Raw genomic sequence first — 15090 nt, forward strand, 5'->3', positions numbered from 1 at the left:
GGGTCGGTTTTTCATAATAAGACACACGGAACGACGCATGAGCCAAGACACCATTTCAGTACGTGACATTGCCCGACAACTGCCCGGCGTCGTCCGCCGGGCCCCGGCCATTGCCAAGGGGCTCTACTACTACTCCCTCAAGAACGACCAGAAAGACCTGACCCTCGGCACCCTGATCGAGCACAACGCCGAGAAATACGGCTCCCGGCCGGCGGTCCTATACGACAACCGCCGCCTGACCTACACCGAGTTCAACGCCTGGGCCAATCGCATTGCCCACTACCTGCGGGCGGGCGGCCTGGGCCGGGGCGACAGCATTGCCATCTTCCTCGAGAACCGGCCGGAACTGTTGGCCATGGTGGCCGGCGCCGCCAAGATCGGCGTGGCCTGCGCGATGCTGAACACCTCCCAGAAAGGCAAGGTACTGGCTCACAGCATCAACCTGATCACGCCACAGATGATCGTCGTGGGGGAAGAGTTAGTCGACGCGTTTGAAGGGGTACGCGACGAGGTGGCCCTGGGGCACGATCATCCCTACCTGTTCATGCCGGACACGGATTCGCTCCACGACTTTGGCCAGACGCCCGAGGGCTATATCAACCTGGCCGAGCAGGTCAGCCACTACCGCGGCGACAACCTGACGGTGAAGGATCGCCCCAGGCTGGGCGATACGGCGGTCTACATCTACACCTCCGGCACCACCGGACTGCCCAAGGCGGCGCCCGGCTCCCACCGCAAGTTCATCAAGGCTTACGGCGGGTTCGGCCTGATGACCCTGAACATGGGCCCGCAGGACGTGCTCTATTGCACCCTGCCGCTCTATCACGCCACGGCACTGCTTGTGTGCTGGGGCTCGGTGCTGTCCGGCGGTTCCGCCATCGCGGTGCGCCGCAAGTTCTCCGCCAGCGCGTTCTGGAGCGATATCCGCCGCTATGGCGCCACCACCTTCGGCTATGTGGGCGAACTCTGCCGCTACCTGCTGAACCAGCCGGCCAGCCCGGACGACCGCAACCATACGCTGACCAAGATGATCGGAAACGGCCTGCGCTCGTCGATCTGGAAACCGTTCAAGGAGCGCTTCGGCATCGAGACGGTGGCCGAGCTCTACGCCTCCAGTGAGGGCAATATCGGCTTCAGCAACTTCTTCAACATGGAGAACACCGTCGGCTTCTCCACCGCGCCCTACGCCCTGGTCAAGTACCACGAAGGCACCCGGGACCCGATCCGCAACGCCAAGGGCCGCATGGAAAAGGTCAAGTCGGGCGAGCCCGGCCTGCTGTTGGGGGAGATCACCGCCAAGTGGTCGTTCGAAGGCTACACCCAGAAGGAGGCCACCGAGAAATCCATCCTGCGGGATGTCTTCAAGAAGGGCGACGCCTGGTTCAACACCGGCGACGTGCTCAAGGAAATCGGCTGCCGCCACCTGCAGTTCGTCGATCGCATGGGGGACACCTTCCGCTGGAAAGGCGAGAACGTCTCCACCACGGAAGTGGAAAACATCATCGACGAGTCCGGACTGGCCGAGGAAGCCATTGTCTATGGCGTGGAAATTCCAGGGACCAACGGCAAGGCGGGTATGGTGACACTGGTTCCGCAGGACAGCAGCGTCGAGAGCTTCGACATCGACCGACTGTTCCGCTACCTGCAGGACAATCTGCCGCCCTATGCGATTCCGGTATTTGTCCGCGTGACCTCTGCCATCGAGAAGACCGGCACGTTCAAGTACAAGAAAGTGGATTTGAAAAAAGCCGGGTATTCCGTGGATCGGCCGGGCGAGCGGGTGTATGCCTGGTTGCCGAGAGAGAAAGGGTACACGCTGGTCGACGAAGCGCTGGTGAAGCGGATTGATGGTGGGGAGATCCCTTTTTAAAGGGCGACAACACGGGAGTTCGCCAAACAATGTAGCGGACGCTTCAGCTTCCGAGCAGGCCGCAGGCCTGCCCGATAGACCCGGGGCCCTGACGGGCCCTCCGAAGCTGAAGCGTCGGCTACATTAAAGATGGTAACCGCAAGTATCGTAGGTTGGGCTGACGCAGGAAGCCCAACAAGCCGGGTTTACGGCCCATTTCATTCAATCCAGAGGGCGCCAGACCGGTTTCTGAGATTCCATGGTCAGGCATGTCCGCGATAATGGGAAAGCCCGGTGCCCGCCCTGGGGCTCACCAAAAAATGTAGCGGACGCTTCAGCTTCCGAGCAGGCCGCAGGCCTGCCCGGTAGACCCGGGGCCCTGACGGGCCCTCCGAAGCTGAAGCGTCGGCTACATTAAAGATGGTAACCGCAAGTATCGTAGGTTGGGCTGACGCAGGAAGCCCAACAAGCCGGGTTTACGGCCCATTTCATTCAATCCAGAGGGCGCCAGACCGGTTTCTGAGATTCCATGGTCAGGCATGTCCGCGATAATGGGAAAGCCCGGTGCCCGCCCTGGGGCTCACCAAAAAATGTAGCGGACGCTTCAGCTTCCGAGCAGGCCGCAGGCCTGCCCGGTAGACCCGGGGCCCTGACGGGCCCTCCGAAGCTGAAGCGTCGGCTACATTAAAGATCGTGACCGCAGGTCGAGCGAAACGATCACAACCTCACAGCTCAGCCGACTTTGAGAACGACCTTACCCGTCACCTTACGCCCGGTCAGCGCGTTCAGCGCACCCACATAATCCTCAAACGCGAAGGTCTCGCTGATCTTCGGCTTGATCTTACCTTCGCCGTAGAGCTTCAGCAGATCCATCATGTTCTGGGCGCTGACGTCCGGCTCCATCCGCGTGAAGTTGCCCCAGAACACGCCGATCAGCGCGCAGCCTTTCAGCAGGGTCAGGTTCGCGGGTACCTTGGGGATATCGCCGGCGGCGAAGCCGATCACCAGATGGCGGCCGTTCCAGGCCATGGCGCGCAGGGCCTGCTCGGTGAAGTCACCGCCCACCGGGTCGTAGATTACGTCCACCCCCTTGCCGTTGGTCAGTTTCTTGACCGTGTCCTTGAGCGGTTCTTCGGAATAGTTGATCAGCTCGTCGGCGCCCGCCTCCTTGGCAATCGCCAGCTTCCCGGCGCTGCTGGCCGCGGCAATCACGTGGGCGCCCATGGCCTTGCCCAGCTCCACCGTCGCCAGCCCCACGCCGCCACTGGCACCCAGCACCAACAGGGTTTCTCCCGGCTGGATGTTGGCACGCTGCTTGAGGGCGTGGTAGGAGGTGCCGTACACCATGGTAAATGCAGCCGCCTCTTCATCGCTCATGCCGTCGGGCACGGGCAGCAGGTTGGCATCGGCGGCGACGATTTCCTCGGCGAAGGCACCATAGCCGGTCAGGCCCATCACCCGATCGCCAGGCTTGAAGCGGGTCACCTTCTCGCCCACTTCGAGGACTTCCCCGGCCATCTCACCCCCCGGTGAGAACGGCATGTCGGGCTTGAGCTGGTACTTGCCCTCGATGATCAGCGTATCCGGGAAATTCAGACCGGCCGCCTTCACACGGATCTTGACGCCACTGCCCCTGGCTTCCGGGGATTCCACATCTTCGATGACCAGCGTGTCAGCCGGGCCATACTCCTTACACAGAATGGCGCGCATGATGTCCTCTCTTGTTGTGATTGCTTCAACGAATGGATGTCGTCAAGCTAATGCGATTGACAGGATGAGGCAAATCAATATCGGTTATGCTGCTCCATCGATGATATTTATACACAGGGAGAGTAACGGCACATGATGTATGCGTGGACGGCGATTTTTGCGGTGGTTTTGATCTGGTCGGGCATTCAGCCCACCGACCGCATGACCTGGATTCTCGAGGTACTGCCAGCAGTGATCGGCGCCGTCGTCCTGGCCGTCACCCGCAAACGCTTTCCGCTGACACCGCTGGTCTACGGCCTGATCCTGGTCCATGCCATCATCCTCATGGTGGGCGGGCACTACACCTATGCCCAGGTGCCGCTGTTCGACTGGCTGGGCGATCTGTTTGGCTGGGAGCGGAACAACTACGACAAGCTGGGCCACTTCGCCCAGGGCTTTGTTCCCGCCATAATCGCGCGGGAAATCATCGTCCGGCGCGGGATCATACGCCCCGGGGCTTGGACCAGCTTCTTCGTCATCTGCTTCACTCTGGCGCTGAGTGCCTTCTATGAGCTGATCGAATGGTGGGTGGCGCTGGCCAGTGGCCAGGGTGCTGACGCTTTCCTGGGCACCCAGGGCTACGTCTGGGATACCCAGTCCGACATGCTATGGTGCCTTGGGGGCGCGATTGTCTCGCTGCTGCTCCTGTCATCCATACATGACCGGCAGATGCAGGGGATCAAAGCCCCGGCTTGAACGCCGCCACCCTCAGAACAGGATGGCGCCGACGGTTGCCAATCCAATGATGACGATCGCACCGGCGACGATCAAAGCGGTTTTTTCGAACCCCTCCTGACGACGGCGCATCCCCGTGCCGTCAAATCCTTCCCGGCCACGCCGCAGACAATCAATCATCGATTGAGTCAAGGCGCCATCGAATACAAAGGGGTTGAAGCGTTCCATCCCGGCGTCCTTCAGCAACGCGTTGACGTCACTCTCGATGGGCACGTACTTCATCGACCAATCAGTAAACGAACGGTGGTGGATGGGCTCTTCGAGCAACAGCGTCACGTCGCGGTGACGTTCGTCGTCACGCAACTGGTTGAACAGATCGTGCACCGCTTCCGATTCACCCTCCAGACACTGGAAGAAGAAACCGTCGCCAAAGTAGAGGCCCCCCACCACCCCCTGCTTGGGGTTGTTCCGGCGTGAGCTCATCAGGATGCGGGCCACATGGGGCTCGACGCCTTTGTTGTCCGGGCTCGATTTGAAATTGGCCCTGCTGGCATAGGCCAGACGGATCAATGTCATGCCTGTACTCCTCTATCAGGTACGATACAAATCCCCACAATCCAGACAGTTACCCTCCGGGATGCAATCCGGATCACTTTACCCGAGGGAATCGGCAACCCGAACGGGATGAAGCACCACCACTTTTCCGGTATCCTGCGCGGCCTTCTGATCAATAACTGAGCAGGCTGGACCGAATTCCACGCGCCAACCTCAACGACCGGCTTTTGAAATGCATTCGCCCGATATTCTCTATTACCTTGAAACCATCGGCATCATTGCCTTTGCCCTGTCCGGGATGATCGCCGCCCGCAAGGCCAACATGGATCCGGTCGGCATTTTTACCATTGCGTTTGTCACCGCGCTCGGTGGCGGCACCCTGCGTGACGTGATTCTCGACAACCATCCGGTGTACTGGATCCGGCACGAGGAAATGCCCATCCTGATCCTGGTGATGGCGATCCTGTTCACCTGCTGTCGTCCCATCTCCCGACTCAGGGAATCCAATATCGTGCTTCCTGACGCCATTGGCCTGGGCATCTTTTCCATGCTGGGCGCCCAGTTTACCCTCAACCTGGGCTATTCCTGGTTTATCGCCTCGCTGCTCGGCGTGATCACCGGCACATTCGGGGGTGCGTTGCGCGATACCCTGTGCAGCGAAGTACCCTTTATTTTCCGCAAGGACCAGATCTACGCGTCGATTTCATTTGCGGGATGCTGGCTATACTTCGTGTGCCGATGGGCAACGGAAAACAACACGCTCGCCCTGGCCATCGGCCTGCTGTTTATCGTGGCGGCCCGTCTCCTGGCCGTGCATTTCGATATCCGGCTGCAACGCGACGCCAATCCCCATGGTTAGCCCGCAGTACTTGGCCAACCGTGTTACGGCCGCTAAGATGCGCGGTTTTCCAGGGGCACGGACGTCCTGAGTCAGGGGCCCTCCGGGTCCGACAACACGCTTTTCATTCACCATTCCAAGGCTGACCCATGCTCGAAAAACTGTTCCAGCTCAAGGCCCATGGCACTGATGTGCGTCGTGAGGTTATTGCCGGTGTGACCACGTTCCTGACAATGGCCTACATCATTGTCGTCAACCCCAGCATCCTGTCCGCCACGGGCATGGATTTCGGCGCGGTATTCGTAGCCACCTGTCTGGCGGCGGCCATCGGCACGCTGATCATGGGACTCTGGGCCAACTACCCGATTGCCCTGGCACCGGGCATGGGCCTGAACGCGTTCTTTTCCTTTACGGTCGTCGGCAGCATGGGCTACAGCTGGCAGGTGGCCCTCGGCGCCGTGTTCCTGTCGGGTTTTATCTTCTTCCTGCTGAGCGTCTTCCGTATCCGGGAGTGGATCATCAACAGCATTCCCATGTCGCTGCGCTTCGGCATTTCTGCCGGCATCGGCTTCTTCCTGGCGCTGATCGCCTTCAAGAATGCCGGGATCGTCGTTGATAATCCGGCCACGCTGGTGGGGCTGGGCAACGTGGACAGCCTGCACAGCCTGTTGTTCTTCGCCGGCTTCCTGCTGATCTGCGCCCTATCCTACCGCCAGGTGACCGGGGCGGTCATGATCGGCATTATAACCGTGACCGCGGTGGCCATGATCCTCGGTCAGGTAGAATACGACGGCTTCGTCTCGGCACCGCCCAGCATCATGCCGACGCTGGGGCAACTGGATATCGCGGGCGCCCTCAACGTCGGCCTGGTCAGCATCGTCTTTGCTTTCCTGTTCGTGGACCTGTTCGACACCTCCGGCACCCTGATCGGCGCCGCCCAGCGGGGCGGCCTGCTGGACAAGGACGGCAAGCTGCCGCGTCTGGGCCGGGCGCTGATGTCCGATTCGATCGCCACCATGTCCGGCGCAGCCCTGGGCACGTCGACCACGACCAGCTACATCGAATCCACCGCTGGCATCACCGCCGGTGGCCGCACCGGCCTGACAGCCGTGGTCGTCGCCCTGCTGTTCCTGGCCAGCCTGGTGCTGTCGCCCATCGCCAGCATCATTCCGCCTTACGCCACGGCGCCGGCCCTGCTCTATGTGGCGGTACTGATGACCAGTGGTCTCAAGCTGGTGGAATGGGACGACGTGACCGATGCCGCACCGGCCGTGGTCACCGCGCTGATGATGCCGCTGACCTTCTCCATCGCCAACGGCATCGCCATGGGCTTTATCACCTATGCCCTGCTGAAGATCCTGAGCGGCCGCTGGTCGCACCTCAACGCCAGCGTTGTGATCATCGCCCTGGTGTTCATCTTTAAATTCATCTTCCTGAACGGTTAAGCAAGGCCGGCGCCGGAGGTTTCCGGCGCTCGCCCCAAAAGGCAATCCCATGGATTATTTTTCCGAAAGCATCAAACAGGCGATCCGCACCGTACCGGACTGGCCCAAGCCCGGCGTCCAGTTCCGTGACATCACCACGGTGCTGCAGGATCGCACGGCATTCCGCAAGCTGATCGACGCCTTTGTCCACCGCTATCACAGCCAGGACATCGACGCGATTGCTGCCGTGGACGCCCGCGGCTTCATCATCGGTTCCGCCCTCGCCTACGAGCTCAACGCTAGCCTGGTGCTGGTGCGCAAGAAGGGCAAACTGCCGTTCGATACGCTGGTGGAAGATTACGAACTGGAGTACGGCACGGCGTCTGTGGAGATCCACAAGGACGCGTTCAATCCGGGCGACAAGGTGGTCCTGGTGGACGACCTGATCGCGACCGGCGGCACCATGCTGGCCGCGGCCCGTCTGATCCGCCGCATCGGCGCCAGGATCTTCGAAGCGGCGGCGATGATTGACCTGCCGGATCTCGGCGGCTCCGCCAAGCTGCGCGACGAGGGCCTAAAGGTTTACACCGTCTGCGAATTCGCCGGCGATTGATTTCAGACAATTGATTCCCGCCCCGGGTAGTGGCACTGTGCTGTCCTCCATTGTGTTTGAAGGACAGCACTGCCATGCATCCCTACCAACATCTCTGGCATACCGGCAACCCGATTGAACTGCCTCTGGGCAAGATTGTCTGCGTCGGCCGCAACTACGCCGGCCACGCAAGAGAGCTGAACAACCCGGTTCCCGATACCCCCCTGCTGTTCATGAAGCCGGCTACCGCGGCCACGGCCCTGGAGCATCCCATCCGCCTGCCCCAGGGCCGGGGCGACGTCCATTTCGAAACCGAGCTGGCGGTCCTGGTCGACAAGCCACTGACCAATGCCACCGAAGAGGACGTTCGCGATGCCATCGCCGGTTACGGCCTGGCGCTGGATCTCACCCTGCGTGACGTCCAGAGCCAGCTCAAGGCGAAAGGCCAGCCCTGGGAGCGCGCCAAGGCCTTCGACGGCGCCTGCCCGCTGTCGCCGTTTGTACCGGCCGATGCAGTGGACCACGGCGAGCCGATCCGCTTCACCCTGGACATTGACGATCACCGCCAGCAAACCGGCACCACGGCCGATATGCTGTTCCCGGTGGTTCCGCTGATTGCCCACATGAGCGAGCACTTCACCCTGATGCCGGGTGACGTGATCCTGACCGGGACGCCCGAAGGGGTCGGACCACTGTACCCCGGCCAGAAGCTGACCCTGGCGCTGGGCGAAAACATGATGGTGGAAACCAAGGTCGTCTAGGCGGCACTTCACCCATGTGATGCAGGCCCTTCGCCGGGGCCTGCCGGCCGCGTTAAACTCAGGTTCCCCGACATTCGTACACATTGCCGGGTGGCCGCCGCAGAGCGGTCGAAAAAGGGAGCGAGTGAAGTCGATGGCCAGGAAACCGGTAACCACACGCAGGGGACGCTTCGTCAGACTCGCGGGCATGACCGCATCGGTGGCTGGACAATACGCCGGCCAACGTGCCCGCCGGCTGTTTGGCCGCCAGGACGACGAGACCGCCCGCAGTGAACACTACACCCGCATGGCGGGCCAGATTGCCGACACCCTGGGCGAGCTCAAGGGCGCGGTCATGAAGGTCGGCCAGATTGCCTCCCAGACCCAGGATTTCCTGCCCAAGGAGTTTTCCGACGCCCTGCAGAAGCTGCAGAAAGAAGCGCCCCCGATGCCGTTCGAGGTCATCGTCGAGCAGATCGAGAGCGAACTGGGCAAAACCATCGGTGAAGCCTTCGAATACCTTCAGGAGAAACCTTACGCCGCCGCGTCCATAGGCCAGGTTCACCGGGCCCGCCTGCACTCTGGCGAGGACGTCATCGTCAAAGTCCAGTATCCGGGCGTGGATGAATCCTGCGACTCCGACCTGCGGCAGTTGCGCACCGCCCTGCGCCTCGGCGGGCTGCTCAAGATGCCGAAAGAGAGCGTGGACCAGCTCTTCGGTGAAATCCGCGAACGCCTCCAGGAAGAACTGGACTACGAGAACGAGGCCCGCAACCTGCACCAGTTTCGCGAATTCCATGCGGACGATCCCAAGGTCCTGATCCCGGCCGTGATCGACAGCCACTCGACCCGCCGCATCCTGACCCTGGAACTGGTGGAGGGCGACCACATCAGCGAGGTCACCGCCGACCGTTACGACCAGGCCACCGTCAACCACATCGGTACCCGCATCTTCCACACCATGGCGGACCAGCTGTTCCGCTTCCACGCCATCCACGGCGACCCGCATGCGGGCAACTTCGCCTTCCGCCCGGACGGCACGCTGATCCTGTACGACTTCGGCTGCGTCAAGAAGCTCAAACCGGCGATCGTCGAGTCCTACCGCAAGGCGCTGATTGCCGCCCTGAACGAAGACTACCAGGCCCTCGACCGCCACCTGATCGACCTGGGTGCCCGGGTGGAAAGCCAGCCGGCCGTCGACGAAGCCTATTACGCCATGTGGCGGGACATCCTGATCAAGCCCTTCGACACAGATACCCCCTACGACTTTGCCGAATCCGAGATCCACAAGGACGTCGCCGCCAAGACCAGTACCGTGTTCAAGTACCTCGACTACTTCAAGCCGCCGGTGGAAAGCCTCTTCATTGACCGGATGATTGCAGGCCACTACTGGATGATGAAGCGGCTGGGGGTGCAGGCCGCCTTCCGGCCCAAGCTGGAAACCTATCTCAACCTCGCGGAACACAAACCGGATTCGGTTCCGGCCCGATGAATTAAGTTTCCGTCACTAAAATTCACGCCTGGTTTGGCGCTCCAACATTGGTTTGTCACAGCAGCGGCGTTATTCTCGGTGGTACAGCATCCTCTGACTTGATCCCTTGCCGCGGTGTTACCAGCCGTCGTCGGGGATTGCAGCACAACCGACAGCACGGGACGGCGTCACGCTCGCCATGCTGTCGCTGTCGATTACCCAAGCCGTACTGACTGAAGGAAAGCTCAAGCAGGCCGTTCTTTCCTGATCCGGTTCGCAGCCCTGTTGCTTGCAGGCCACATCGATCAGACAAGGAGGAACCCCATGACACAGAGCGTCACACCGGGCGAATCGCCCACCCACACCGGCACAGCGAATCATCCCCGCCGGGTCTATATCGTCGACGGTGCGCGAACGCCGTTCATCAAGGCCCGGGGACAGCCTGGGCCGTTTACACCGGTCGATCTGGCGGTGCAGTGCGGGCGCCCGCTGCTCCTGCGTCAGCCCATGCCGGCCGACGCGTTCGACCAGGTGATCCTGGGTTGCGTCAATGTCCTGCCGGAGGAGATGAATCCCGCACGGATCGCCGCCCTGCGGTTGGGTATGGGCGAAGCCATGACCGCGTTCACGGTCCAGATCAACTGCGGTTCCGGCATGCAGTCGATCGATACCGCCTACAAGTACATCCGGGATGGCGACAGCGACTTGATACTTGCCGGCGGTGCCGAGGCCCTGAGCAAGGCGCCGATGATGCTGACCGAGGACGCCGCCCGCTGGCTGGCCGGCCTGAACGCCGCCTCATCGCCCCAGGACTATGCCCGTCAGCTCGCCCAGTTCAACCCCATGCAATTCAAGCCGGAAATCAGCCTCGCCAAGGGCCTGACCGATCCCATTGTCGGGCTGAGCATGGGGCAAACCGCCGAAGTCCTGGCGCAGCAGTTCAATATTACCCGCCAGGCCGCCGATGAGTATGCGGTTTCCAGTCACCAGCGCCTCGCGCGGGCCCAGGAATCGGGCTGGCTCGACGGCGAAGTCACCCCAGCGATTGCTCCGGACGGCACCCTGTATCAGCAGGACGATGGGGTTCGCCCGGACACCTCCGTCGATGCCCTGGCCAAACTCAAACCGGCATTCGAGCCACCCTACGGACAGGTCACCCCAGGCAACAGTTCCCAGGTTACCGACGGCGCCTCCTGGGTCATCCTGGCGTCGGAAGAGGCCGTGGAAAAATACGGACTGGAGCCGCTGGCCGTCATCCGGGATAGCGAGTGGTCCGCCCTTGATCCGAAAATCATGGGTCTGGGTCCCACCCTGAGTTCAACGGCCATACTCAAACGCCAGAAATCCGGCCTGAACGATATCGATCTCTGGGAAATCAACGAAGCCTTTGCCGCCCAGGTCCTGGCCTGCACGGCAGCCTGGGAGGACCCGGAGTTCTGCCAGGTCGCGCTGGGCCTCGATACGCCCATGGGCCGGCTCGACCCCGAACGCCTCAACGTCGACGGCGGCGCCGTGGCCATTGGCCACCCGGTCGGCACCAGCGGCAACCGGATCGTACTGCACCTGGTCAATGCCTTGCGCCGCAAGAAGCTCAAACGCGGCATCGCCACGGAGTGCATCGGCGGCGGCCAGTCCGGGGCCATGCTGCTGGAAACCGTCTAGGCGATTCAGTCGCCAATGGCGAACCGCGGATACCTCATACGGCAAGTCGACCATTTGAAGGGAGGCACATCATGACAGGTCATATTCTCCAATCACTGAGCTCACGTGAAATGGCGCTGGGGCCCTTCGACACCGGCGAACGTCCCTTCCAGCCGGAAAAAGGCGGAGCCTGGAAGCACTGGCACCTGCGCCGTGATGACCAGGACATCGCCTGGCTGCTCCTGGATAAGGAAGAAGCCGGCGCCAACGTCCTTTCCGCTGACGTACTCGAAGAGCTGGATTCGGTGGTCAGCGAACTCGAGGACAACGCGCCCAAAGCCCTGGTCCTGCGTTCGGTGAAAGCCACGGGCTTTTGCATGGGCGCCGACATCTCCGAATTCGAGGCCCTGGAGTCGGAAGACGACGTCATCGACAAACTGTCGCGTGCCCATGCGGTGACCGACCGGTTCGAGGCCCTGCCCTTCAAGAAGATTGCCCTGATTCACGGCCACTGCCTGGGCGGCGGACTGGAACTGGCCCTGTGCTGTGACTACCGGCTGGCGATCGCGGGCGCCAAACTGGGCTTTCCTGAAGTGCAGCTGGGCCTGCATCCCGGACTGGGCGGAACGGATCGGTTCACCCGCCTGGTCGATCCTCTCGAGGCCATGACGATGATGCTGACCGGCAAGAACGCCCATGACAGCAAGGCCCGGAAGCTCGGGCTGGTTGACGACGTGATCCAGGAGCGCCATGCGGAGGCCGCGGTTGCCGCCGCGGTCCGGGGCGACCTCAAACACCATGGCAACGGCATACGGGAGCGCCTGCTGGCGACACGGCCCGCCCGCCAGTTTGAAGTCCGCCAGATGCGCAACAAGACCTATAGCAAGGCGCCCCCGGACCATTACCCCGCCCCCAAAGCCCTGATCGACCTCTGGGAACGCCACGGCGGCCACGGGAAATCCATGCGCAAGGCCGAGATCAAATCCTTCGCCCATTTGCTCAACACCCCGGCATCACGCAACCTGGTGCGGGTTTTCTTCCTGCGCGAGAAGATGAAGCACGAGACCCGGGCCGATGCAGAGCCGGTGCGTCACGTGCATGTGGTCGGCGCCGGTGAGATGGGCGGCGACATTGCCGGCTGGTGCGCCTTCCAGGGATTGCGGGTCAGCCTCTTCGACATGGAGGCGGACAAGATTGCCAACGCCGTCGGGAAACTGACCGCCCTGTGCGAGAAAAAGCACCGTTCCAAGGCCGAGACCCGGACCATCCTCGACAACCTGGTTCCAGATTTCGAAAACCAGGGGGCCAGCCACGCGGATCTGGTGATCGAGGCCGTTCCCGAGAGCACCGAGATCAAGCACAAGGTGTATGCCGACGTGGAGCCGCGGCTTAAAGACGACGCCATCCTCGCCACAAACACCTCCAGCATCCCGCTGGAAAACCTCCAGGAAGGACTGAAAGCGCCGGAGCGCCTGGTCGGGCTGCACTTCTTCAACCCGGTTGCCAGCATGCCCCTGGTGGAGGTGGTCAGGCACGGCGCCATCTCCGAAACGACATACGACCGCGCCCGGGCCTTCACGGGACAGATCGATCGCCTGCCGGCCACCGTCCGGACCGCACCGGGCTTCCTGGTCAACCGTGCCCTGACCCCATACCTGGTCGAGGCCATGATCCTGCTGGACGAAGGTGTCCAGGCCGAGACGATTGACGCCGTGGCGGAAGATTTCGGGATGCCGATGGGCCCGATCGAACTGGCGGACCAGGTGGGGCTCGACATCTGCCTGAGCGTTTCCGACATGCTGCGCGACCGGCTGGATACCAACATGCCGGACGCCCCCGAATGGCTGAGATCCCTGGTTGAGGACGGCAAGCTGGGCAGGAAGACCGGAGAAGGCCTGTACACTTGGGACGACGGCAAGGCCGACAAGAAGGACAAACGGTCCGCGGCGCCGAAAGACGCCCTGGACCGACTCCTGCTGCCCATGCTCAACGCCTGCATGACCTGTATCCGGGAGGGCGTTGTTGCGGATGAGGACATCGCCGATGGCGCCATGATCTTCGGAACCGGCTTCGCCCCCTTTCGCGGAGGCCCCATGAAGTACGCCCATGACCGCGGCTTCGCCGACATCCGGGAGACGCTGGCGCAACTTGCCGAACAGTACGGCGAGCGATTCCGCCCGGATACGGGCTGGGATGGATAAGCATGCCGATGCACCCCTTATCGCGCCGTCACTTGGAAAAACCGGCGACAAACCTGACAATGACGACCTTTCCGTTTACGGGAGCCTCAACCCGGGGCTCCCGCTGGCAACCAGGAGTACAGCCATGAGTCAGGACCAACCCGGCCAACCGCAGCAGCCCCGCAATGAGCTGGACGAGGATGCCATCGCGTTTGCCGAAGGGATTTTCGACCTGGCCCGCAACGGTGGCACGCAGATGCTCGGCCCCCTGCTGGATGCCGGCGTCCCGCCGGACATCCGGACCAGCAGTGGCGACAGCCTGCTGATGCTGGCCAGCTATCACGGCCATCTGGAAACCACACGCCTGCTCCTGGAGAAAGGCGCCGATCCCGACCTGCCCAACAATCGGCTACAGACACCGTTGGCCGGCGTCGTCTATAAGGGCGAGATGGATATCGTCAATTTGCTGCTGGAACACGGGGCCGGCGTGGATAGTTGCCCCGAAGGCGCCAAGACACCATTGATGTACGCCGCAATGTTCAACCGGGCGGATATGGTCGAACGTCTGCTCAAGGCCGGCGCCGACCGGGACGCCGTCGACGCCGAGGGCAACACGGCCCTGTCCCTGGCCAGGGCCATGGGCGCTGGGGATGTGATTGGATTGCTCGAGAAACATTAAGAGAAACCGCAACCCCCGGTTGCGGTTTCTCGGGCAACGCCCCCCCGGGGTTTTGGTAAGACGTCGCCAGGGAAGGATTCGGGTAACGCGGGCTCAGGCCTGATCCGTCGCCAGCCCGGCGGCCCCGACCTCATCCTCTTCCCTGCGGCGGCGCAACAGCAGCCAGCCCAGCACCACCAGAGACGACGCGATGCCGATCGGGCCCACCACACTCAGCGGCAGGCCAAATCCGATTTCCGCCGACAGCAGGTAGGCATTGACCACACCGGTCATGAAGGTAGCCGGAATGGTGCATACCCAGTGGAACTTGCCATGGCGCTTGAGCCAGGAGGCAGCCGCCCACAGCATGATCACCGCGGTCATCTGGTTGGCCCAGCCGAAGTAACGCCAGATCACGTTGAAATCCATCTGGCTGATCACGAACCCGGCGGCAAACAGCGGCAGGGCGATGATCAGGCGCTTGGTGATCGCCTTCTGGTCGAACTTGAGGAAGTCTGACAGGATCAGTCGGGCGGCGCGGAAGTAAGCGTTCATTCCACGACGTAGTTGACCTACTTCACGTCACGTAGTGGCCTCAATAACTCCGGCGAGACCTTGTATTGCTTGGTGCCATCCTCGGCCAACACGATCACACTCTTGCGGTTGATCTTGGTGACGATCCCCAACACCGGGCCCTCCCGGCCCTCGAAGGTCACCT

Annotated in this window: 13 protein-coding genes; 10 read left to right on the forward strand and 3 right to left on the reverse strand. The window is 62.0% G+C overall.

The window, feature by feature from the left end:
- The first annotated feature begins 37 nt into the window (after positions 1-37).
- Positions 38-1870 (forward strand): long-chain-acyl-CoA synthetase, encoded by a 1833-nt coding sequence (locus EZI54_RS08090; protein WP_131480822.1) that lies wholly within the window; start codon positions 38-40, stop codon positions 1868-1870.
- Positions 1871-2581: 711 nt separating this feature from the next.
- Here the strand turns inward: EZI54_RS08090 and EZI54_RS08095 are convergent.
- Positions 2582-3559, reverse strand: coding sequence for an NADPH:quinone oxidoreductase family protein (locus EZI54_RS08095; RefSeq protein WP_131480824.1), 978 nt, complete (start codon positions 3557-3559; stop codon positions 2582-2584).
- A 132-nt stretch (positions 3560-3691) separates the two neighbouring features.
- On the opposite strand from EZI54_RS08095, the gene EZI54_RS08100 reads away from it, so the two are divergent.
- Positions 3692-4294: a DUF2238 domain-containing protein gene (locus EZI54_RS08100; protein ID WP_131480826.1), complete on the forward strand. Its 603-nt coding sequence runs from the start codon at positions 3692-3694 to the stop codon at positions 4292-4294.
- A gap of 12 nt (positions 4295-4306) precedes the next feature.
- On the opposite strand, the gene EZI54_RS08105 is transcribed toward EZI54_RS08100, so the two are convergent.
- The gene (locus tag EZI54_RS08105; RefSeq protein WP_131480828.1) at positions 4307-4849 is read right to left on the reverse strand and encodes a BLUF domain-containing protein; all 543 of its coding nucleotides are present in this window, start codon (positions 4847-4849) and stop codon (positions 4307-4309) included.
- Positions 4850-5060: 211 nt separating this feature from the next.
- Here EZI54_RS08105 and EZI54_RS08110 point away from each other — a divergent pair, with 211 nt between their 5' ends.
- The 8 genes from EZI54_RS08110 to EZI54_RS08145 all read left to right on the forward strand — a co-directional run bounded on the left by EZI54_RS08110 (position 5061) and on the right by EZI54_RS08145 (position 14393).
- A complete protein-coding gene (locus tag EZI54_RS08110) occupies positions 5061-5687 on the forward strand; it encodes a trimeric intracellular cation channel family protein (RefSeq protein WP_131480830.1) in 627 nt (208 codons plus the stop codon).
- A 128-nt stretch (positions 5688-5815) separates the two neighbouring features.
- Complete coding sequence (locus EZI54_RS08115) at positions 5816-7111, forward strand: NCS2 family permease (RefSeq protein ID WP_131480832.1); 1296 nt, start codon at positions 5816-5818, stop codon at positions 7109-7111.
- Positions 7112-7160: 49 nt separating this feature from the next.
- Complete coding sequence (locus EZI54_RS08120) at positions 7161-7703, forward strand: adenine phosphoribosyltransferase (protein WP_131480834.1); 543 nt, start codon at positions 7161-7163, stop codon at positions 7701-7703.
- Positions 7704-7777: 74 nt separating this feature from the next.
- Positions 7778-8443: a fumarylacetoacetate hydrolase family protein gene (locus EZI54_RS08125; protein WP_131480836.1), complete on the forward strand. Its 666-nt coding sequence runs from the start codon at positions 7778-7780 to the stop codon at positions 8441-8443.
- Between the two features lie 133 nt (positions 8444-8576).
- Complete coding sequence (locus tag EZI54_RS08130) at positions 8577-9914, forward strand: ABC1 kinase family protein (RefSeq protein ID WP_131480838.1); 1338 nt, start codon at positions 8577-8579, stop codon at positions 9912-9914.
- Between the two features lie 303 nt (positions 9915-10217).
- Positions 10218-11555: an acetyl-CoA C-acetyltransferase gene (locus EZI54_RS08135; protein WP_131480840.1), complete on the forward strand. Its 1338-nt coding sequence runs from the start codon at positions 10218-10220 to the stop codon at positions 11553-11555.
- 71 nt (positions 11556-11626) lie between these two features.
- Positions 11627-13735, forward strand: a complete 2109-nt coding sequence (locus EZI54_RS08140; protein WP_131480842.1) for a 3-hydroxyacyl-CoA dehydrogenase NAD-binding domain-containing protein — start codon at positions 11627-11629, stop codon at positions 13733-13735.
- A 124-nt stretch (positions 13736-13859) separates the two neighbouring features.
- A complete protein-coding gene (locus tag EZI54_RS08145; RefSeq protein WP_131480844.1) occupies positions 13860-14393 on the forward strand; it encodes an ankyrin repeat domain-containing protein in 534 nt (177 codons plus the stop codon).
- 93 nt (positions 14394-14486) lie between these two features.
- On the opposite strand, the gene EZI54_RS08150 is transcribed toward EZI54_RS08145, so the two are convergent.
- The gene (locus EZI54_RS08150) at positions 14487-14927 is read right to left on the reverse strand and encodes a carbon starvation CstA family protein (protein WP_207389182.1); all 441 of its coding nucleotides are present in this window, start codon (positions 14925-14927) and stop codon (positions 14487-14489) included.
- Positions 14928-15090 lie beyond the last annotated feature (163 nt).

The organism is Marinobacter halodurans (assembly GCF_004327985.1).
Taxonomy (GTDB): Bacteria; Pseudomonadota; Gammaproteobacteria; order Pseudomonadales; family Oleiphilaceae; genus Marinobacter_A; species Marinobacter_A halodurans.

What these genes read in the sequence shown, in the direction of transcription:
- EZI54_RS08095 (WP_131480824.1), bottom strand. Translation starts at nt 3,559, where the DNA reads ATGCGCGCCATTCTGTGTAAGGAGTATGGCCCGGCTGACACGCTGGTC.
- EZI54_RS08115 (WP_131480832.1), top strand. Translation starts at nt 5,816, where the DNA reads ATGCTCGAAAAACTGTTCCAGCTCAAGGCCCATGGCACTGATGTGCGT.
- EZI54_RS08135 (WP_131480840.1), top strand. Translation starts at nt 10,218, where the DNA reads ATGACACAGAGCGTCACACCGGGCGAATCGCCCACCCACACCGGCACA.
- EZI54_RS08130 (WP_131480838.1), top strand. Translation starts at nt 8,577, where the DNA reads ATGGCCAGGAAACCGGTAACCACACGCAGGGGACGCTTCGTCAGACTC.
- EZI54_RS08120 (WP_131480834.1), top strand. Translation starts at nt 7,161, where the DNA reads ATGGATTATTTTTCCGAAAGCATCAAACAGGCGATCCGCACCGTACCG.
- EZI54_RS08140 (WP_131480842.1), top strand. Translation starts at nt 11,627, where the DNA reads ATGACAGGTCATATTCTCCAATCACTGAGCTCACGTGAAATGGCGCTG.
- EZI54_RS08100 (WP_131480826.1), top strand. Translation starts at nt 3,692, where the DNA reads ATGATGTATGCGTGGACGGCGATTTTTGCGGTGGTTTTGATCTGGTCG.
- EZI54_RS08150 (WP_207389182.1), bottom strand. Translation starts at nt 14,927, where the DNA reads ATGAACGCTTACTTCCGCGCCGCCCGACTGATCCTGTCAGACTTCCTC.
- EZI54_RS08145 (WP_131480844.1), top strand. Translation starts at nt 13,860, where the DNA reads ATGAGTCAGGACCAACCCGGCCAACCGCAGCAGCCCCGCAATGAGCTG.
- EZI54_RS08105 (WP_131480828.1), bottom strand. Translation starts at nt 4,849, where the DNA reads ATGACATTGATCCGTCTGGCCTATGCCAGCAGGGCCAATTTCAAATCG.
- EZI54_RS08125 (WP_131480836.1), top strand. Translation starts at nt 7,778, where the DNA reads ATGCATCCCTACCAACATCTCTGGCATACCGGCAACCCGATTGAACTG.
- EZI54_RS08090 (WP_131480822.1), top strand. Translation starts at nt 38, where the DNA reads ATGAGCCAAGACACCATTTCAGTACGTGACATTGCCCGACAACTGCCC.
- EZI54_RS08110 (WP_131480830.1), top strand. Translation starts at nt 5,061, where the DNA reads ATGCATTCGCCCGATATTCTCTATTACCTTGAAACCATCGGCATCATT.